Origin of the sequence: Vibrio sp. UCD-FRSSP16_30 (assembly GCF_001676025.1) — a bacterium.
Classification (GTDB): Bacteria; Pseudomonadota; Gammaproteobacteria; order Enterobacterales; family Vibrionaceae; genus Vibrio.
On the sequence record NZ_LZFW01000007.1, the window covers coordinates 40,526 to 56,560 of the forward strand.

The following is a 16,035-nucleotide window of genomic DNA, read 5'->3' on the forward strand; positions in this document are numbered from 1 at the left end:
CCATTAAAACCTGTATGTACCGTTTAGGTAAACTTGACGAGGCTGGATTGCGTAAGTAAAAAACTCTGACTCATCTTCTAAATAGGTATCAAGTAAATTTGAGACACCCATAGAGACATCAAAACTATTTAGGCTATAGTTTGCTGCAAAATCATAAACTTGGTATGCAGGTAGTTTTTCACCTTCATCCGTTTGAGAGCCAATATGACGCATACTAACTTGAGTGGTTAACTGCTCTGTAGTTTTCCAATTAATGGCTAAATAAGCTTGTGATTTAGGCTTATTCTCAATGACTTCACCTGTTGATTTATCTTCTGTATCCAGCAGGGTCAGGTTCATGTTTACGTACCAAGCAGGAGCTAAGGTAACATTACCAGACCATTCAATACCTTTGATTTCTGCTTCATTAATATTGACGTATTGATATATCGTTGAACCTGCAATAGGACGACCACAGCTTGCAATACATTCCAAATCAATAAGATTTTCTACGTTATTTTGAAACAATGTAACCGTACTTCCCCAGCGTTCAGTATTATACGCTGCTGATATTTCATACGATTTATTCACTTCAGGTTTTAAATCTGCATTGCCTTTAAGATCAAATGGGCGACCAACAGCGGTACTGTAGTACTCTGGAGAAGATTGCTTAATGGTTGGTGCTTTAAAGCCTTCACCATATCCACCTTTAAAGGTCCAATTTTGCGTTGGGTTATACACTAAGTAAGCACGAGGAGAGAAATGGCTACCAAAATCGGCATGGTTGTCATAGCGACCACCTAAAAGCAGTGACAGTTCGTCAGTTAGACTAATATCATCTTGTAAAAATAGCGCACCTTGGCTTGCCGAGCCTCCACCAGTGGTGATGTCAACACTATCAAGACGTTGCTCACTCCATTGGCCACCCAGTGTTACGTGATGAATATCAAAAGCAAAGAACTGGATGTAACCATCAACAATATCTTCATCAATATCGTTGGGATCGTTTGGTGCACCTATTGTTTTTTCATTGGTTTGAGAGACGCGTGAACCGTATACGCGCAGCTGAGTGTCTGCAAAATCCCAATAACCGGAGTGTGTAACGCCATATTCAAAGGTATCGTAAGTCGTTGTGCTGCGGATTTTATCACCCGAGGTATCATCATTTGAGTCATACCAGCTGTCAGTTTGTGCGACGCGAGTATAAACATCGACTTCTTGTTGTGGGCTAATAATAGTTTGCAGTTCAACATCAACAAAAGTATTACGATTTCCGGCAATATCCGTCTCATTTTCACGATTACGATTTTCGATAAGGCCTTGATAAGCATGCCCTGTCGTCACTTTCATCAATACCGTGTCGTCAATAAGAGCACCCGATGCACTGACTTCAATATTTCCAGTATCACCATCTTCACCAATCGCAGTTGAGCCGCCGCCACGAACACTGCCAGACCATTCATTCGATTTTGGTTTTGTAATAACGTTAATCACGCCACCCAAGGCATCTGAACCATAAAGAGCTGACATAGGGCCTTTGATAACTTCAATACGCTCAATGTCTGAAACTGGGATATTTTGCAGCTCAAAGTTAGAGTGACCTAGCATGTCCGAAGCACGACTCATGCGGCGACCATCAATCAATATCAAACTTTGTGAAACGTCCATTCCTCGAATCTCAATACCCTGACGACCTTGACCGATATCAGCAATATGAACACCAGCGGTCGTCGCCAGTGCGTCAGCTAAATTGTTGTATGGCATCAACGCCAACTCTTCTTTAGTGATGATCGAAACACTTGCCGGTACTTCAGATACTTTGGTTTGATAAGAGGTTGCCGTGACAACCATTACTTCATCTGTGTTTTGTGCAGCAGAGACACCTGCACAGAAAAAAGCAGCCGCCAACGGGGCTAAACGAACGTTATTCATAAAATTCCATAATACTTTGAGTGAAATTACAATCGGTCGATATGTTACAACATAACATAAGACTTTCAAGTGCTTGTTTACAAAAGATCAGAAATAATTAAGAACAACGTAATATGCATGTCACTTATCTAGAGCTTATCTAGCCACCCAAGTTAAATCGCACAATCCACAACCATCAACTAAACTCATACTGTCAAAATATGTTGGAGAAGTACTATGCCTCGCCCTCGTAGGACTCAAATTAGTATTGAAGACACACCTTATTACCATTGTTGTAGTCGCGTTGTTAGGCGTGCTTATCTTTGTGGTGATGACCTATTTTCAGGCAAAAATTATGACCATAGACGAAGCTGGGTTGAAGGTTTATTGGTTAAATTGGAAGCTGCATTCTCCATCGATATAGCAGCTTTCGCAGTCATGTCGAATCATCTGCATGTGATACTACGAATTGATGTTGATACCGCAAATAATTGGAGTGATAGAAAGGTTCTCCAGCAATGGCACAAGTTATTTAAAGGCGATGAGTTGACACAAAAATTCGTTCGAGGTGAACTAATTGAAGCCCACGAAGTTGCTAGATTAAAACATTCTATAGCAACCTTTCGAAGCCGATTATGCGATATTAGCTGGTTTATGCGCTGCTTGAATGAACCGATTGCAAGACAAGCAAATCAAGAAGATAACTGCGGTGGTCGCTTCTGGGAGGGACGGTTTAAGTCTCAAGCACTGCTCGATGATACGGCATTACTAACTTGCATGGCATATGTCGATTTAAACCCTATCAGAGCTAAGATGGCTCAAACATTAGAGCAGTCAAATCACACCAGCATTCAGCTCCGTATCAAAGCTGCATTGAGAGGAAAACAACCTAAAGCACTTCTGCCATTTACTGGAAATGAACGTGAGAATCAACCAAAAGGTATTGCATTTTCGCTAAAAGAATACCTTACATTAGTCGATGAAACTGGGCGTATTATCCGTAATGATAAACATGGTGTTATCAGTGAAAACAGTAAGACGTTGCTCTCTAAAATGAAAATACCTCATGACAACTGGATCAAATTAACCACAGAGTTTGGCCTGCTATTTCATGGCCCCGTCGGGACTATCGAAGAGCTTACTTACTACTGTGAGCATTTAGAAAAACAAAGACGACATTTTTCTGGCGATTGTCAGTACTTTAAGTCTGGCTAACTCTGCTACAAATTTATTATAACTCTACTTTATAACCCTATTGGCATAATGGGGATTGAGCGTGCCCAAATTTCATGTTTTCTCCATGTATCCGTTCATATCGATAGATAAACACCCGATATGCTCACTTCAAAAGCCTTATTTTTTAATATCTGTATTTCTGGGTCAGTCACAGTAAATTTATGCGGCTATGTGGTTGATTTATCTTGGGTGGCTTGATTTAAACACCATAACATAAAGGCTGCTATCATATTGATATTACTTAGAATCTTTAAGCAAAAAAATTCCAGCACACTCATGTACTGGAATTTAAAAATAATAACACGTATTTTTATTTAATATTAAACTGAGTGGACATCAAACAGATTAATGCTTCTTACGCTTTGGCCCACCACGGACTAGGTCTTGCCCTGTTTGGAATACATCTTCTGTTACCCAGCGAGACAACAATAATTGGTGCTTGTCATCTAACACTGCCACAAAACGGCGACCGTCTTTATTGCTTGTTGCCAACGCAAGACCTTCAACGTTACTTAAACTAAAACCGCCATCTTCAACAGCGATTAAGAAAGCTTCTAGCTCTTCTAAGGTAGTGATGATATCAGCATCATTGTTCATGTTTATCTTCTCTATTAAGCAATAATAATGGCGAGATGGTGCGATATTTTGCGGTTAAATGCAACTGTGTGAAAGCCCATCTGGAATATTTAATGACTTAGCCAAACATCTCACTACTTTCATTGAATCTGCGTTAAATAACGAATCCAGTTAAGCGCACTTTGACTCGATTCTATCTGATTTGCTTTTTGCGCATGACGCAGTGCGCGGTCTTTATCCCCTAAACGATAATAGGCATCCACACGAGTTAGCTCTCTTCGACTACTGGATTTAACACTGTTCAATTGGGTCAACGCCGTCTTATATTGCTTATGCTGCATCAACAATTGGATATAAGACCATTGATATTTACGGTCTTTTTCAACTGCTCTTGACCACGCTGATAGAGATTGCTCCCAATCCCTTGCTTGCTGCCAATATTGCGCTTCCCTCGCCAAATCATTGGCTTTGCTGTTGTCTGCTTTATTTAACAGATGAAAAATCTCAGCGGATTTCTGCGGTACTTTTTGTTTGGAATACAGTTGCGCCATTAAACGATATTGGGCATCAGTTAATGAAAAACCAGCACGTTCATATTGTTTTAGTGTGGCTAACGCCTGCGGAAATTGTTCAACTCTCAAATATAAATTCAGAGTTTGTAACCACCAGCGCGATTGCTCTGGCTCAAATCCTCTTAAAATCAGGGTCGTTTTTAGCGCGCTATTCCAGCGTTTTAAGGATAATTCAGCGCCCAAGCGTAAATTAAGCATCGGAACCGTTACTTTTCCGCCATTGTTGCGATAGCCATGAGTGGCCGCGATTACTGCTTTCCACTCTTCCAGTTGGTAATTACCTTGAGCAATGCGTAACCAAACTTGCTGAATGCTCGTTGCATCAATAATTTTATGAGTATTATTTTGTACGATAACCTGATGATAGGTCGCTAAAGCTTTACGGGTGTGCCCGTTAGATAGCTGAATATCCCCTAGCATACGTTGCGTTTCTATCTGTTGCTCAATGGGTAATCCATTTACACTAACCGCTTGGGTTAGCGCTTCTTCAGCTTGGTTATTTTGTTTCTGTTGCCAGTATAAAATGCCCAGCATTCGCTGCACAAAAGCAGTATCGTAAGCATGATTCCCTTTTATCTTTTCTAAAGTCTGTATGGCTTTTACATTGTTATCTTTGTTTTGTAATTCATAAGCTTGATGCACTCTAGTGGCAACAGAACGGCTTAATTCTTGCGCACTGACCTGCATTGATAGCACACTAAGTACTATGGCTAAAACAATCGCTAAATTTGTCATTTTTGCAGTTTAAACTCCAACTTTAACGTCTGGCCTTTTCTCGCCGTTGCCTTACCATCGACGATAAGCGGCTGATACTTCCAGCGCTGCAGGGCTCTTTTGGCCTCTCTGTCGAAGATTCGGTTAGGTTGACTTTGCAAAACTTGAATGTCCGTTGGTCTGCCATTTTGATTAATGGTAAAACTCATCACCACAAAGCCTTCAATTTTTCGGCTAAGCGCTCGGGTTGGGTACCTTGGCTCAATTCGATGCAGTGGCATTGCCTGCTGATTTTGCCCAATACTGAGAGGGCCAGGGCTTGAAATGGCAAGACCTGAAACTGAAGTATCAATAGACACCTGCGGCAATTCAAAATGACTTAACGCCATTGGCGTACTGGAGACATTATTCGAGCTACTGGATTTCATCTCCGGTGGCTGTACTGGCTTTTTCGGCGGATCAGGCAGTTGTCTTTGACGTCGCTGTGCTTGACTGTCTTGCTCTACTTGCAAGATATCAAAGCTCAACAATGGCTTGGTCACTTGTAGCGGCGTTTTACCTAAATTAACCAACCAAGTCATGAAACCAAATACAAATAGGGTAAGCAAAAATGCAATGGGTGCCGCGATAAATAGTCGTTTCATGAACTGTCTCTATTTCGCCGCAGTGGCAAGAGCAATTTTTTCAACGCCCGCCCCTTTTACTCCGTCCATCACTTCAACCACAGTACCGTTAAAGGCAAATTTGTCTGCTTGAATGACAACAGAAGCATCTGGCTTATCGATTAATAGGTTTTCTAGGGTGGCTTGTACACGCTCTGAGTCGACTAAGCGTTTATCGATATACACTTGATTATTATCGGTAATCGCAATAAAAATACCGGCATCTTGCTGACTGGTTGAATTTGCCGCTTGAGGACGATTCACCTCAACACCGGACTCTCGCACAAAGGAGCTGGTAACAATAAAGAAGATCAACATGATAAATACGATGTCGAGCATTGAGGTCATATCAACCTGCGCTTCTTCATTTTTCTCACGACGTCGCCCTAATCTCATTTTAATAAAACCTCTATATGACGAAACTGCAGTGATGCTCTAAAGATTGAATCAGCATCACTCATTAACTACAAAAACTATGGGGTATGAATACGAAGCAAGCGCTCTAAATGCAATTGTTTACGCTCTGCTAACCCACATAACCTTGAATACACAAACATACTGACTAAAGCTGCGACCATGCCTGCCATGGTTGGGATAGTCGCCATGGAAATTCCCGCCGCCATTAAACGAGGCTCACTATTGCCTTGCGCAGCCATGACATCAAACACGGAAATCATCCCAGTCACAGTGCCAAGCAAACCCAGCATAGGAAAGAGCGAAATTAACACCTTCATCAAGGATAACCAGCGTTTAAGATCCAACTCCGATTGCGCAAGCCAAGCCTCTCTTTGAGATAAGGCAAACCATGAATGACGGTCTGTTCGCACCTGCCATTTTAGAACCCACTTCTGCTGGTATTTTGGAAAAACCCACACAAAGTACATCACTCTATCCAGTACCAAAATCCAGAAAAAAAGCATCACAATGGCAAGCCACCATAAAACCGGACCACCACGAAACATTAACTGCTCAATTGAGCTGATAACGCTAAGATCGGTGAACCAAGTAAAATTCGTGACAAGATCAATCATTACGCAAGACTCGCCGAATTCTGCTCTGGCTGCTGCACTACATGATTCGTTTGGCTACCCGCTAACATGGCCTGTCGCTCTGCACTTTCAGCAACAAGACCGACACCCTGCTTCTCAATAATATTACGAATGCTCTCCGATAGGCTCGATAACATATTGTGAACCAGCAGTAGTGGCATCGCCGCAACCAAACCTAGCACAGTGGTAATCAAAGCCATGGAAATGCCACCTGCCATAATACGAGGATCGGCATTACCAAATTGAGTAATGGTTTGGAACGTATCAATCATGCCCGTCACCGTACCCAACAGTCCCAACATAGGGGCAATGGCGGCCAACAATTTAACCGTCGAGATGCCTTTATCTAGCTGCTCTTGCTCATCCATTACCGCTTCTAGCAAGCGCAATTCTAAAGCTTCCAAGGTCGGGCTATTATCCACTTGGTGAACCAAGATAATACGTCCAAGCGGGTTATCTGATTTTGGTGTATCAACCTGCTTTAATTGCTTATTAATTTTTGACTTAATCGCAACTAACACAATAGAGCGATACACACCAATTAATAGACCAATGCCTAACAGACTAATGATAATTTTACCGACAATGCCACCTTGTTCGATGCGCTGCATTATCGTTGGGTTATTTGCCAATTGTTCAAGCAAAGCGCCACGCGAAGCATCAATCGTCACCAGCGTAGTCGCAGTGGTTAAATTAGCAGAAACTAACAAAGGATTGCTCGGCTGCACAATATAAGACGTGGCCATTTTTTTAGCCGGATCCCATGTTAAATAACCGTGTTCATCAGCTAAGGCAAATGCCCCCATACGCAGAACACGTTTTTGCTGTATCTCACCTGCGCCATTAACATACGGCACATTAAGTAGCGTTGCTTGCGCGCTATTGGTGATTTGGTTCTCATAGGCATGCCACAAGCCATATAACTGAGCTTTAGAAGGGATTGATTTTGCATCAATAATGGTATGAATAAGGTCAATGTCCTTATCTAAACCAATCGAAGCAACCGAGCGTTCTTGCTCTAGTTGCACATCTTTTGCACCTTGACGGACAACACCAAAGATTTCACCTAAGCTACCGGTTGCCAGCGTCAGTTGCTTCTCTTTCTCTGCCAATGTTTGCTCATTATCATCAAATTGATCACTTAATGACTCGATGCTTTTATTGAGGCTATTACGCTGTTTAAGTAATGCCTTGTATTCACTTTTGAGCTGTTGCTCTGTAGCTTTAAATGCTTGTTCACGCTGTTTATTCTGCTGTTGCTCAGCCTGTTTTGCTTTTGCTGTATTTTGCAAAAGGTCTTGATTAGCATAGCTTGACGTCGCTGAAAATAGCGTAATAACAGCCAGTGTAATGATCGTGAGGTAATGTTTCATAATTTACTCCCCCTCGCCTTTAGGTAACGAACCTTTAGATAGCGAAACCGGCAGTTCTAATAGTGTTGGAGAGGCTTGTTTTGCCGCAACATCAAATGCCTTATCAATATCATGACCAATGCTACGATCCTGCGCTATCCACATTTTCTGACTGTGATCCCAAGCCCAGTAACCTTGATGATCTTTAGAGCGAGCAACCAATGAAATTCGTCCAAGATACAGTTTTTCGACAATAATTGACTGACCATCAATGACAATTGGACCTGAATACGCAGCCATCTTGGTGCCGTAGTCCATCTCAATCTGATACGCTTCAAGAATTCGACGATACTTTTCAGCATCACTAATGTCAGCTTGTGTCATCATAGTCGACAGTTTTTCTAATCGCTCGTGACGAGCTTCACAGCGGATAGGACGATCATTATCCTGAATGGTTTTCAACCCTTCGAGCATTTCGTACATTAATGGCACGATACTCTGTCTGATCTCATCAATTTGAGAAATTTGTGCGTTATAACTGTTAATTTCATCAGCTTGACTCGCAATAAGCCCATTAAGGTGTGTTTGATACACTTTTAGATTGTTGACTTCTTGCTTTAGAGCGGCAATATCCGCTTCTAATCTAATGGATTCATCACTGCTTTTGGCAACTTTAGTTTGACTATGAGCGGCATTTTTAGTGATTTGCGTTTCTAAATTTTGTGATTTCTGCAAATTGGATTGCGAAGTAGCAAACGCTAAAGTACTTGTTATCGACAAGCTTGCAACTAGCACAGCTCGCACTGATTTGTGGTTCATATTTATCTCGTTAAATCTTTGATTTAGCTTATATTGAATACGGTACTGCACCAAAGAGAGTCACGACCCTACTTTGGGATATTTGACGATATAGTAAAAACAAATCATTCGGCTATATTTGATCTCAATCCTTTTTAACCGAAATGTATTTCATTTATCGTGGTAAAACATCCATATTGTGACATTAACGCAAATGAGAAGCGGTATTATTTGCAATAAGTTTCGCCATACTAGAGATAAACATCAATTGTTGCAATAAAATTGCATCCATACCGCAAACTCTCACACAATAATAACTTGTTATATCAATTCCCTAATACTCCAGCTAGAACCCTTGCAGTTGGTCTTTACATAACCTTACATTAGCTTACGCTAACATTCATTCCAGCGCCTATTCTTTGATTGTAGACATTAATGAGGACAGGATTATGAAACACTCAACAGCACTAGCACTACTTACTACACTGATTGTATCTGTCGCTTTTGGCGTCAATGCCGCAGGCCAAGGTAAACAAGCAAACAGTGCAAACCCAACGCCAAACTTCACCGCTGTGGATGCAGATCAGGATGGAAAAGTCAGCGCCGATGAATTTAATGCCTTTAAAGCTCAAAGAATGACACAGCGAGCACAAGAAGGTCGCCAAATGAAGAATGTCTCTAAAGCTGCCACATTTGATTCTTTAGATGCAAATCAGGATGGATACATTGATAAGGCTGAGTTTGATGTGCATGCCCGCAATGCTAATCGTGACGGCAATGCTAATCGAGACGGCAAAGGCAATCGTGATGGTAGTGGTAATAAAGGAAACCGAAACAACGGCAACAAAGGAAATGGCGACGGTATAAATGCGATGGACCTTGAAAGCTAATCATTTAAATCAAAAGCGAGTACTTCAAATTCAGCCTAATTTGAAATACTCGCTTTTCTGTGCAATTTTATTCCCTCCAACTCTTGACCTAGCAAACCCAAACAGTGTTTAATTGCGCCCCTTTTATTTATGAGTCGGGCTGCAAGATGGATAAAGATACAATAGCAATAGGTTTTGATTACGGCACAGCAAACTGCTCTGTCGCCCACATTATTGATAACCAAGCTATCCAAATTCCACTGGCAAATGGTGATAAATACATCTCCTCGACTCTCTGTGCTCCAACATCTGAAGCACTGTCTGAATATCTGTATAAAAGAAAGAATATTCTCCCTGCCACTCCTCATGGCGAAAGCATTTTGCAACGTGCTATTCGCACCAATAGAGAAGAAGGCATTGATGTCATGGAAGAAGAGTTCCTGTTTGGTCAGGCCGCTCTTGATCTCTACCTGCAAGACCCAAAAGATGTGTATTACATCAAATCGCCAAAGTCTTTTCTTGGTGCTCGTGGTTTAAGGGATGCTCAACTGGCCTTCTTTGAAGATCTTGTTTGCGCAATGATGGAAAACGTTAAATCTCAGGCTGAACAGTCATTAGGCAAAACCCTTACCGATACCGTTATTGGTCGCCCAGTAAACTTTTTAGGGCGCGGAGGGGAAGAATCGAACCAACAAGCGCAAGATATTTTACTTCGCGCGGCCAGTCGAGCAGGCTTTAAAAATATAGAGTTTCAGTTTGAACCCGTTGCCGCTGGCCTAGATTATGAAAGCACATTACACACCGACAAAAATGTATTAGTAGTCGATATTGGCGGCGGTACAACAGATTGCTCGATGATTCAAATGGGCCCATCTTGGTTTGGAAAAAGCGATCGTAAACAAACGTTACTCGGTCACACGGGGCAGTTAGTCGGAGGTAATGATCTTGATATTCATATCGCCTACAAACAGTTTATGACTGAACTGGGCAGAGGCAGTCGCAAACAATCAGGGCTTGAAATACCCATCAGCCAATTCTGGCACTCAATTTTAATTAATAATGTGCAAGCTCAGCGAGATTTTTATGCAAAAGAGAATCTAGCGGTTTTGAAACAGTTGCAACGAGAAGCGCTTGAGCCGGCAAAACTTGCTCGTATGCTTGAAGTTCATCAAGGGGCGCTCGGCTACAGCATTGTTTCAGAAGCGGAGCAAACCAAAATAGCACTGTGTGAAAATAGTGACTACTTAGCCCAGCTTCGATTACTAAGTGAGACCGTCGAAATCCCGGTGCTTCAACAAGAGATGGAACGCGCTATCGAAGTCCCTAAAGAGAAAATCACCAAATTGGTACTCGAAGCGGTGCAACAATCTCAAATTACACCCGATGTTGTGTTTATGACTGGTGGCTCGGCGCGCTCGCGAGTGTTACAACAAGCGGTTAAATCTGTACTGCCAAATGTACCTATCGTCAGTGGCAATTATTTTGGTTCAGTCACAGCAGGGCTTGCTCGCTGGGCAGATATTTGCTTTAAATAACACTTAATGTAAATATTGATGCATATCAATTTTTGATTGCTTACTTATTTAAAGCTAAGCTTAATCATTAAAGCGTTATCAATTGCTAGTGGCTAGCGATTAACGGCTAGTGATTAGAGATTAACGAATAAAGTTAAGTTGCAGTATTAGAGGGACGTATGAATATAAAGCCAATCCAATTTATCATTTTAGGGGTTATTGTGGGCTTTTGTATGAATGGCTTATACGATGTTGCCCATGATGATCAACACTCATCAAACCAAATGGCTAATCAAGGTCAGGTGACTTTTTCAAATTGCACTAATAATGCAAAAGACAGCTAACTCATCAACTCGATAACCAGAGTGATATCACGAACATTATTTGAACAAAATCATGTGCATTATCGGAACAAGCCTTTATTGCATGGATTTGTGGTATGGATGCCACAATGAAGCCATCAAGGATGATTTCACGGCGTCTTGTGGAGATGATGTACATGATTGGTCTATAAGTGTTCACTCATACGTTCGCCCTAACTCGATAACAAGCTGAAAAGTACCGTTAATAACGCCTAGAAAGCTAAAATAGTGAGCCCTGAACGGCCAACAGTTGGCTCACTTATTGATTTTAAATTCGCGCTATTTGAAATCGACGACCAATAAACAGCAGCACTAACCAAGCCCATGCCAAGCTGCCACCAGATTCTTCCTCTGGGCTATCCGCCTCATCTTCCTCTGGTACATAATTTTCTCGGTCAAAGTCTGTGACAATTGCCTTTGGTGTCTCTTGCCCTGCTAACACACTGTCAATCCAATCTCTATACTCAGCAACTTCTATATAAGCCGAGGAATAGTCCGCACTAGAGTCTCCACATTGTGACGGACCAAAGCTAGTGATCCCAACCTGAATATATTGGTTGCCGTTATACCAATATAACGGTCCTCCAGAATCCCCACCACAAGTCGAGTTTCGCAGTTGAGAGGTAAAGTCGACATCACCTTGCAGACATAACTGCTTGCTACTAATATCGGCTGATTCACAATCAGAGCTGGAAATCAGAGTTTGTGTGACACCTTGCAGCACATCGGCATTATCAGTAACAGAGCGAGTATACCCATGTCCAATCGTCATCATTTGTGTGCCAACCACATCATACGATTGAGCGTCAGTTAAAGAGGCTAAAGTAGCGTAATCGGATGCTGATACCGACATAGGTTGTTCTAGTTTAATGATGGCAATGTCATCAGGCCAACTCAGTGATGCGCTATCAACAAAGGTGCTTGGGTAATAAAACTCACTTGCTCGAATAAGTTCGACCTTAGGCAGGTCGCCGACTTCATGGAAGATCTGTTCTTCGTTTTGCAATTGCGGGGCAACAGAGGTGTAGGTGTAATAGTACGAGTCACCCTCGACACAATGCGCTGCGGTTAAAATATGGTATTGATCTAAAATGGTTCCGCCACAATAGTTTTGATATAAACCTGAATCATCAAGCTGATCAAAGATAAGGCTGGAAAATGATGGAAACGTTTCAATGGAAACCGAACTGCCATTAACGATATAAGTGCTGACATTACCTTCTGCCGAAGCGACGTGAAAAGGGATGAAAGTGATAGCGGCATACACAGCCACATGAATTGATTTAAGCATACCCGACTCCTTTACATCATCAGTCTTAAAAGGTAATTCCTTTACCTGCTGATTCCACCTTCAACTGATGGAATGTACATTAATTTAATATTAAACCAATATTACCGCAACAATAATAACAATCTAATATAAGTTAGCCGATTCAACATGAGAATGATGGGTATAAAGAGACAAATTTACTGCGCCACTACAAATGATACCAATCACAGTAAGTAAATGATCAGAGATTTACTACGATTGGTATGAAGGGGCATCAAAAATCACAAGGAAAAAAAAACGCAGCCCTAGAATTAGGTTACTGCGTTTTTTATATTCAAGCTGAGAGTGCTTACTTGTCAGCACGACCCATAAAGGCTTTATCAGAAGTGTTTACTCGAACCTTCTCACCACCAGCAATATACTCAGGTACCTGAATAGTAAGGCCAGTTGTTAGTGTTGCAGGTTTAGTACGAGCGGCAGCTGAAGCTCCCTTAATTGAAGGGTCAGTTTCAGTAATTTCAAGCTCAACCACTGATGGCAGTTCAAGAGCTACTGGGCTACCGTCAACTAGCAATACGAAGATGCCTTGTGTTTCTTCATTGATGAACTGAAGCTCTTCTTCAATGCTCTCTTTGTTAAAGTTGTACGGCGTGTAGTCTTCGCTATCCATAAATACATATTCATCACCATCGATGTATGAAAATGTAGAAGGGTGACGGCTGAAATCTGCAAGGTTAATGATTTCATCAGCTTTAAAGCTTTCATCGGCTTTTGCGCCTGTCGCAACATCATACATACGCATACGATACAAACTTGCACCAGCACGACCACTTGGCGTTAGTTTATTGATTTCTTTAACGAAGTACACTTTACCGTTGTGCTCAATCGCAGCACTTTTTTTGATTTCACTTGCCTTAGGCATGATGGTTCCCTTGTTTCATTAAGATCGTTCTTGCCAGAGTATACAAGGTCAAAAAGCGTTGATCACCCTCTAGTGATTAATTGTGACCGATATAGGCAAAAAGTCCTGACTTATACGGCAATAGATTAACTTACACGCATAAAAAAACGCCCAATGAATGAGCGTTTGATCATAAATCGGTCAAGCTATTACAGATTATCTAATCTGATGTGGCTGTTCTTAAGATCATCACGAGTCATGCCTTTACCATCATTCATAGTGTTGAAATGACGTAACAACTCAGTGATCGCTTCAATTGAAGCTAATAGATCGCCAGTGTGTGCAGATTCTGATGAAGTATGCATGTTACGAATTGGGTAACCAATCGTAATCGCTGCGCTATCTACACCGGCAAGTGCTGCGGCCATACCGTCAGTACCCATGTCTCTACCAGAAAAATCTAACTGCATTGGAATGCCTTTTTCACGGCATAAGTTATCCAGTGTTTGCACTAAGTACTCAGAAGATACAGAGCCACGTCCAACCGTAAAGCCTTTGCCCATTTGTAATGGGTTCATGTTGCGATGACCAATGCCAGGTGCGGCTTCGTAATCGTGGTTTACATCTGTTGCAATCAACACATCAGGTCTAAGCTCACCAACAACTTGTGTTGAACCAAAGCGACCAATTTCTTCATGAGTAGCGATAGTGTAAAGCACACGAACATTATCTAGGCCTTCAGCGGCAAGAGTACGTGCAATCTCCGCAACAGAGAAACAGCCTAGGCCGTTATCTAAGTAAGCGCCAAAGAAGGTATCTGGTGCAACGCCGCGTTTAATTGGGCGATCAAGCAAGATAGGGTCACCCACACGTAGGCCAAGTGCTTCCACTTGCGCTTTACGATCGTCTCCGTGCATTTGCAGTTCTAGATAAATTGATTCAGGTTTAATACCTTGCTCACCCGTACGCTGCGCAGGAGTTGAGAAGTGAATGGCACCTAGCGCTTCTACTGTGCCACCTTTGATGACTTTGTAAGCGCCTAGTTTTGCAGGATCTTGGCAGAATACTTGAACTTCATGGCCAATCAATGTGGTGGGTAGGAATGAATCCGTATTGATCCAAACTTTGCCGTCTTTATCAATTTTACGCACTTGCATACGGATTTTGTCAGCGTGACCAACAATCATTACGCTAGTCAAATCATCACGTCCCGGATGAGAATCAAATACGATGCTAGCATTGCCTTTAAATTGATGCGTTCCCCACCCTTGTGGCATGAAAGACTCAAATTCTGGCTTAATGATGCCGTAGCTCATTGCGGCTTCAAAACCAATTGGAGAAGGTGCAGACAATACCTTCGACATAAATTCAAATTGAGATTGTGGCATTGGTTGTGCCCATACAGGGCTATTACTGTTTTCGCTGGTCATTGGTACATCTCTATCCATTTACTATTGGCAGTTAAACTAATGCCTGAAGCCAATGAATTCAAGAGATTTACAACGAACAATTCAATCAATAAGCAATAAGATGCTGATTAATTTTCTTTAAGAAAGAGAAAGTGTGGCAGTTTGAATATTAGAGGTAGAGGGGTAAATCAGGGTGGTGCTCAAAGCGTTCTGAATCACGAAAACGGCTTGAGTCTATATACAACGATTGGCTAATGTTTGATTAGCTTACTTTTTTAAATTTGATGCTGGTTTGAGTGCGCAGTTTTTGAAACCAAAAACGTTTGCGTCCAATAGAACGAGACATACATTTCCTTAAATTTTACACGGCAGATCTTGTTCAGAACACATTGGTGCTGAATAGGATAGGTGTTTTGATATTTATATTGATGTAGCGTAGGAAATAACTAACTTGACGACATTTACGTTTTGCAGATGTGAGAGAGATGTTTACTTACGGTGTTACGATATAAATTTTCTATTATGGATAAATGAGAAAGTTAGCGTAGATGCAAAAGCATCTACGCCGACTAAAACTTAGATAGCTACTACGTCAGCAGCTTGAAGGCCTTTTTGACCTTGCTCTACAGTGAAAGACACTTTTTGGCCTTCAGCAAGAGTTTTGAAACCTTCAGAAGCAATAGCACGGAAGTGAACGAATACGTCCTGGCCGCCATTGTCTTGAGTTAGAAAGCCAAAGCCTTTCTCTTCGTTAAACCATTTTACGATACCAGTAGTTTTGTTAGACATAATCTGTCCCTTATATAAAAATCATTTATTTTCGCGAAATTGCGAGACGCTGAAATTTGAATTATTGAATGC

General features: G+C 41.6%; 16 protein-coding genes. 4 read left to right on the forward strand and 12 right to left on the reverse strand.

What is annotated here, in order from left to right; all coding sequences use genetic code 11:
* Window positions 1–3: 3 nt before the first annotated feature.
* Window positions 4–1,911 carry a TonB-dependent receptor domain-containing protein gene (locus A9260_RS05405; protein ID WP_068696939.1) on the reverse strand — a complete coding sequence of 636 codons (1,908 nt, stop codon included), beginning with the start codon at window positions 1,909–1,911 and terminating at the stop codon, window positions 4–6.
* A gap of 216 nt (window positions 1,912–2,127) precedes the next feature.
* Here A9260_RS05405 and A9260_RS05410 point away from each other — a divergent pair, with 216 nt between their 5' ends.
* A complete protein-coding gene (locus A9260_RS05410) occupies window positions 2,128–3,105 on the forward strand; it encodes a transposase (RefSeq protein ID WP_068696946.1) in 978 nt (325 codons plus the stop codon).
* Between the two features lie 366 nt (window positions 3,106–3,471).
* Here A9260_RS05410 and A9260_RS05415 read toward each other — a convergent pair whose 3' ends face one another.
* The 7 genes from A9260_RS05415 to A9260_RS05445 form a co-directional block, all read right to left on the reverse strand.
* Window positions 3,472–3,723, reverse strand: coding sequence for a hypothetical protein (locus A9260_RS05415; protein WP_068696948.1), 252 nt, complete (start codon window positions 3,721–3,723; stop codon window positions 3,472–3,474).
* Window positions 3,724–3,842: 119 nt separating this feature from the next.
* On the reverse strand, window positions 3,843–5,009 hold the full coding sequence (locus A9260_RS05420; protein WP_068696950.1) for a tetratricopeptide repeat protein: 1,167 nt from the start codon (window positions 5,007–5,009) through the stop codon (window positions 3,843–3,845).
* Window positions 5,006–5,632 carry an energy transducer TonB gene (locus A9260_RS05425; protein ID WP_068696951.1) on the reverse strand — a complete coding sequence of 209 codons (627 nt, stop codon included), beginning with the start codon at window positions 5,630–5,632 and terminating at the stop codon, window positions 5,006–5,008. The genes A9260_RS05420 and A9260_RS05425 overlap by 4 nt, the downstream gene beginning before the upstream one ends.
* Before the next feature lie 9 nt (window positions 5,633–5,641).
* Window positions 5,642–6,046 carry an ExbD/TolR family protein gene (locus A9260_RS05430; RefSeq protein WP_068696952.1) on the reverse strand — a complete coding sequence of 135 codons (405 nt, stop codon included), beginning with the start codon at window positions 6,044–6,046 and terminating at the stop codon, window positions 5,642–5,644.
* Between the two features lie 77 nt (window positions 6,047–6,123).
* Window positions 6,124–6,681, reverse strand: coding sequence for a MotA/TolQ/ExbB proton channel family protein (locus tag A9260_RS05435; RefSeq protein ID WP_068696958.1), 558 nt, complete (start codon window positions 6,679–6,681; stop codon window positions 6,124–6,126).
* Window positions 6,681–8,072, reverse strand: coding sequence for a MotA/TolQ/ExbB proton channel family protein (locus tag A9260_RS05440; protein ID WP_068696960.1), 1,392 nt, complete (start codon window positions 8,070–8,072; stop codon window positions 6,681–6,683). Before A9260_RS05440 ends, A9260_RS05435 begins: the two co-directional genes overlap by 1 nt.
* 3 nt (window positions 8,073–8,075) lie before the next feature.
* A complete protein-coding gene (locus A9260_RS05445; protein ID WP_068696962.1) occupies window positions 8,076–8,870 on the reverse strand; it encodes a DUF3450 domain-containing protein in 795 nt (264 codons plus the stop codon).
* 428 nt (window positions 8,871–9,298) lie between these two features.
* Between A9260_RS05445 and A9260_RS05450 the strand changes: the two genes are divergently transcribed.
* The 3 genes from A9260_RS05450 to A9260_RS17005 all read left to right on the forward strand — a co-directional run bounded on the left by A9260_RS05450 (window position 9,299) and on the right by A9260_RS17005 (window position 11,576).
* Entirely contained in the window at window positions 9,299–9,739 is a 441-nt protein-coding gene (locus A9260_RS05450; RefSeq protein ID WP_068696964.1) for a hypothetical protein, read from the forward strand.
* A gap of 161 nt (window positions 9,740–9,900) precedes the next feature.
* Window positions 9,901–11,253, forward strand: a complete 1,353-nt coding sequence (gene yegD, locus A9260_RS05455; RefSeq protein WP_068697029.1) for a molecular chaperone — start codon at window positions 9,901–9,903, stop codon at window positions 11,251–11,253.
* 158 nt (window positions 11,254–11,411) lie between these two features.
* Window positions 11,412–11,576 (forward strand): hypothetical protein, encoded by a 165-nt coding sequence (locus tag A9260_RS17005; protein WP_197485252.1) that lies wholly within the window; start codon window positions 11,412–11,414, stop codon window positions 11,574–11,576.
* Between the two features lie 286 nt (window positions 11,577–11,862).
* On the opposite strand, the gene A9260_RS05460 is transcribed toward A9260_RS17005, so the two are convergent.
* The 4 genes from A9260_RS05460 to cspE form a co-directional block, all read right to left on the reverse strand.
* Window positions 11,863–12,885, reverse strand: a complete 1,023-nt coding sequence (locus tag A9260_RS05460; protein ID WP_068696965.1) for a S1 family peptidase — start codon at window positions 12,883–12,885, stop codon at window positions 11,863–11,865.
* 328 nt (window positions 12,886–13,213) lie between these two features.
* Window positions 13,214–13,786 carry an elongation factor P-like protein EfpL gene (efpL, locus tag A9260_RS05465; RefSeq protein ID WP_068696967.1) on the reverse strand — a complete coding sequence of 191 codons (573 nt, stop codon included), beginning with the start codon at window positions 13,784–13,786 and terminating at the stop codon, window positions 13,214–13,216.
* 188 nt (window positions 13,787–13,974) lie between these two features.
* Window positions 13,975–15,195, reverse strand: coding sequence for a M20/M25/M40 family metallo-hydrolase (locus A9260_RS05470; protein WP_068696968.1), 1,221 nt, complete (start codon window positions 15,193–15,195; stop codon window positions 13,975–13,977).
* A gap of 555 nt (window positions 15,196–15,750) precedes the next feature.
* Complete coding sequence (cspE, locus tag A9260_RS05475; protein WP_021714528.1) at window positions 15,751–15,963, reverse strand: transcription antiterminator/RNA stability regulator CspE; 213 nt, start codon at window positions 15,961–15,963, stop codon at window positions 15,751–15,753.
* Window positions 15,964–16,035: the final 72 nt, after the last annotated feature.

Excerpts from the sequence above, each read along its gene's own strand:
- A9260_RS05415 (WP_068696948.1), bottom strand. The coding sequence starts at position 3,723 with ATGAACAATGATGCTGATATCATCACTACCTTAGAAGAGCTAGAAGCT.
- A9260_RS05425 (WP_068696951.1), bottom strand. The coding sequence starts at position 5,632 with ATGAAACGACTATTTATCGCGGCACCCATTGCATTTTTGCTTACCCTA.
- efpL (WP_068696967.1), bottom strand. The coding sequence starts at position 13,786 with ATGCCTAAGGCAAGTGAAATCAAAAAAAGTGCTGCGATTGAGCACAAC.
- A9260_RS05420 (WP_068696950.1), bottom strand. The coding sequence starts at position 5,009 with ATGACAAATTTAGCGATTGTTTTAGCCATAGTACTTAGTGTGCTATCA.
- A9260_RS05460 (WP_068696965.1), bottom strand. The coding sequence starts at position 12,885 with ATGCTTAAATCAATTCATGTGGCTGTGTATGCCGCTATCACTTTCATC.
- A9260_RS05440 (WP_068696960.1), bottom strand. The coding sequence starts at position 8,072 with ATGAAACATTACCTCACGATCATTACACTGGCTGTTATTACGCTATTT.
- A9260_RS05470 (WP_068696968.1), bottom strand. The coding sequence starts at position 15,195 with ATGACCAGCGAAAACAGTAATAGCCCTGTATGGGCACAACCAATGCCA.
- A9260_RS05435 (WP_068696958.1), bottom strand. The coding sequence starts at position 6,681 with ATGATTGATCTTGTCACGAATTTTACTTGGTTCACCGATCTTAGCGTT.
- A9260_RS05445 (WP_068696962.1), bottom strand. The coding sequence starts at position 8,870 with ATGAACCACAAATCAGTGCGAGCTGTGCTAGTTGCAAGCTTGTCGATA.
- A9260_RS05430 (WP_068696952.1), bottom strand. The coding sequence starts at position 6,046 with ATGAGATTAGGGCGACGTCGTGAGAAAAATGAAGAAGCGCAGGTTGAT.
- cspE (WP_021714528.1), bottom strand. The coding sequence starts at position 15,963 with ATGTCTAACAAAACTACTGGTATCGTAAAATGGTTTAACGAAGAGAAA.
- A9260_RS05450 (WP_068696964.1), top strand. The coding sequence starts at position 9,299 with ATGAAACACTCAACAGCACTAGCACTACTTACTACACTGATTGTATCT.
- A9260_RS17005 (WP_197485252.1), top strand. The coding sequence starts at position 11,412 with ATGAATATAAAGCCAATCCAATTTATCATTTTAGGGGTTATTGTGGGC.
- A9260_RS05410 (WP_068696946.1), top strand. The coding sequence starts at position 2,128 with ATGCCTCGCCCTCGTAGGACTCAAATTAGTATTGAAGACACACCTTAT.
- A9260_RS05405 (WP_068696939.1), bottom strand. The coding sequence starts at position 1,911 with ATGAATAACGTTCGTTTAGCCCCGTTGGCGGCTGCTTTTTTCTGTGCA.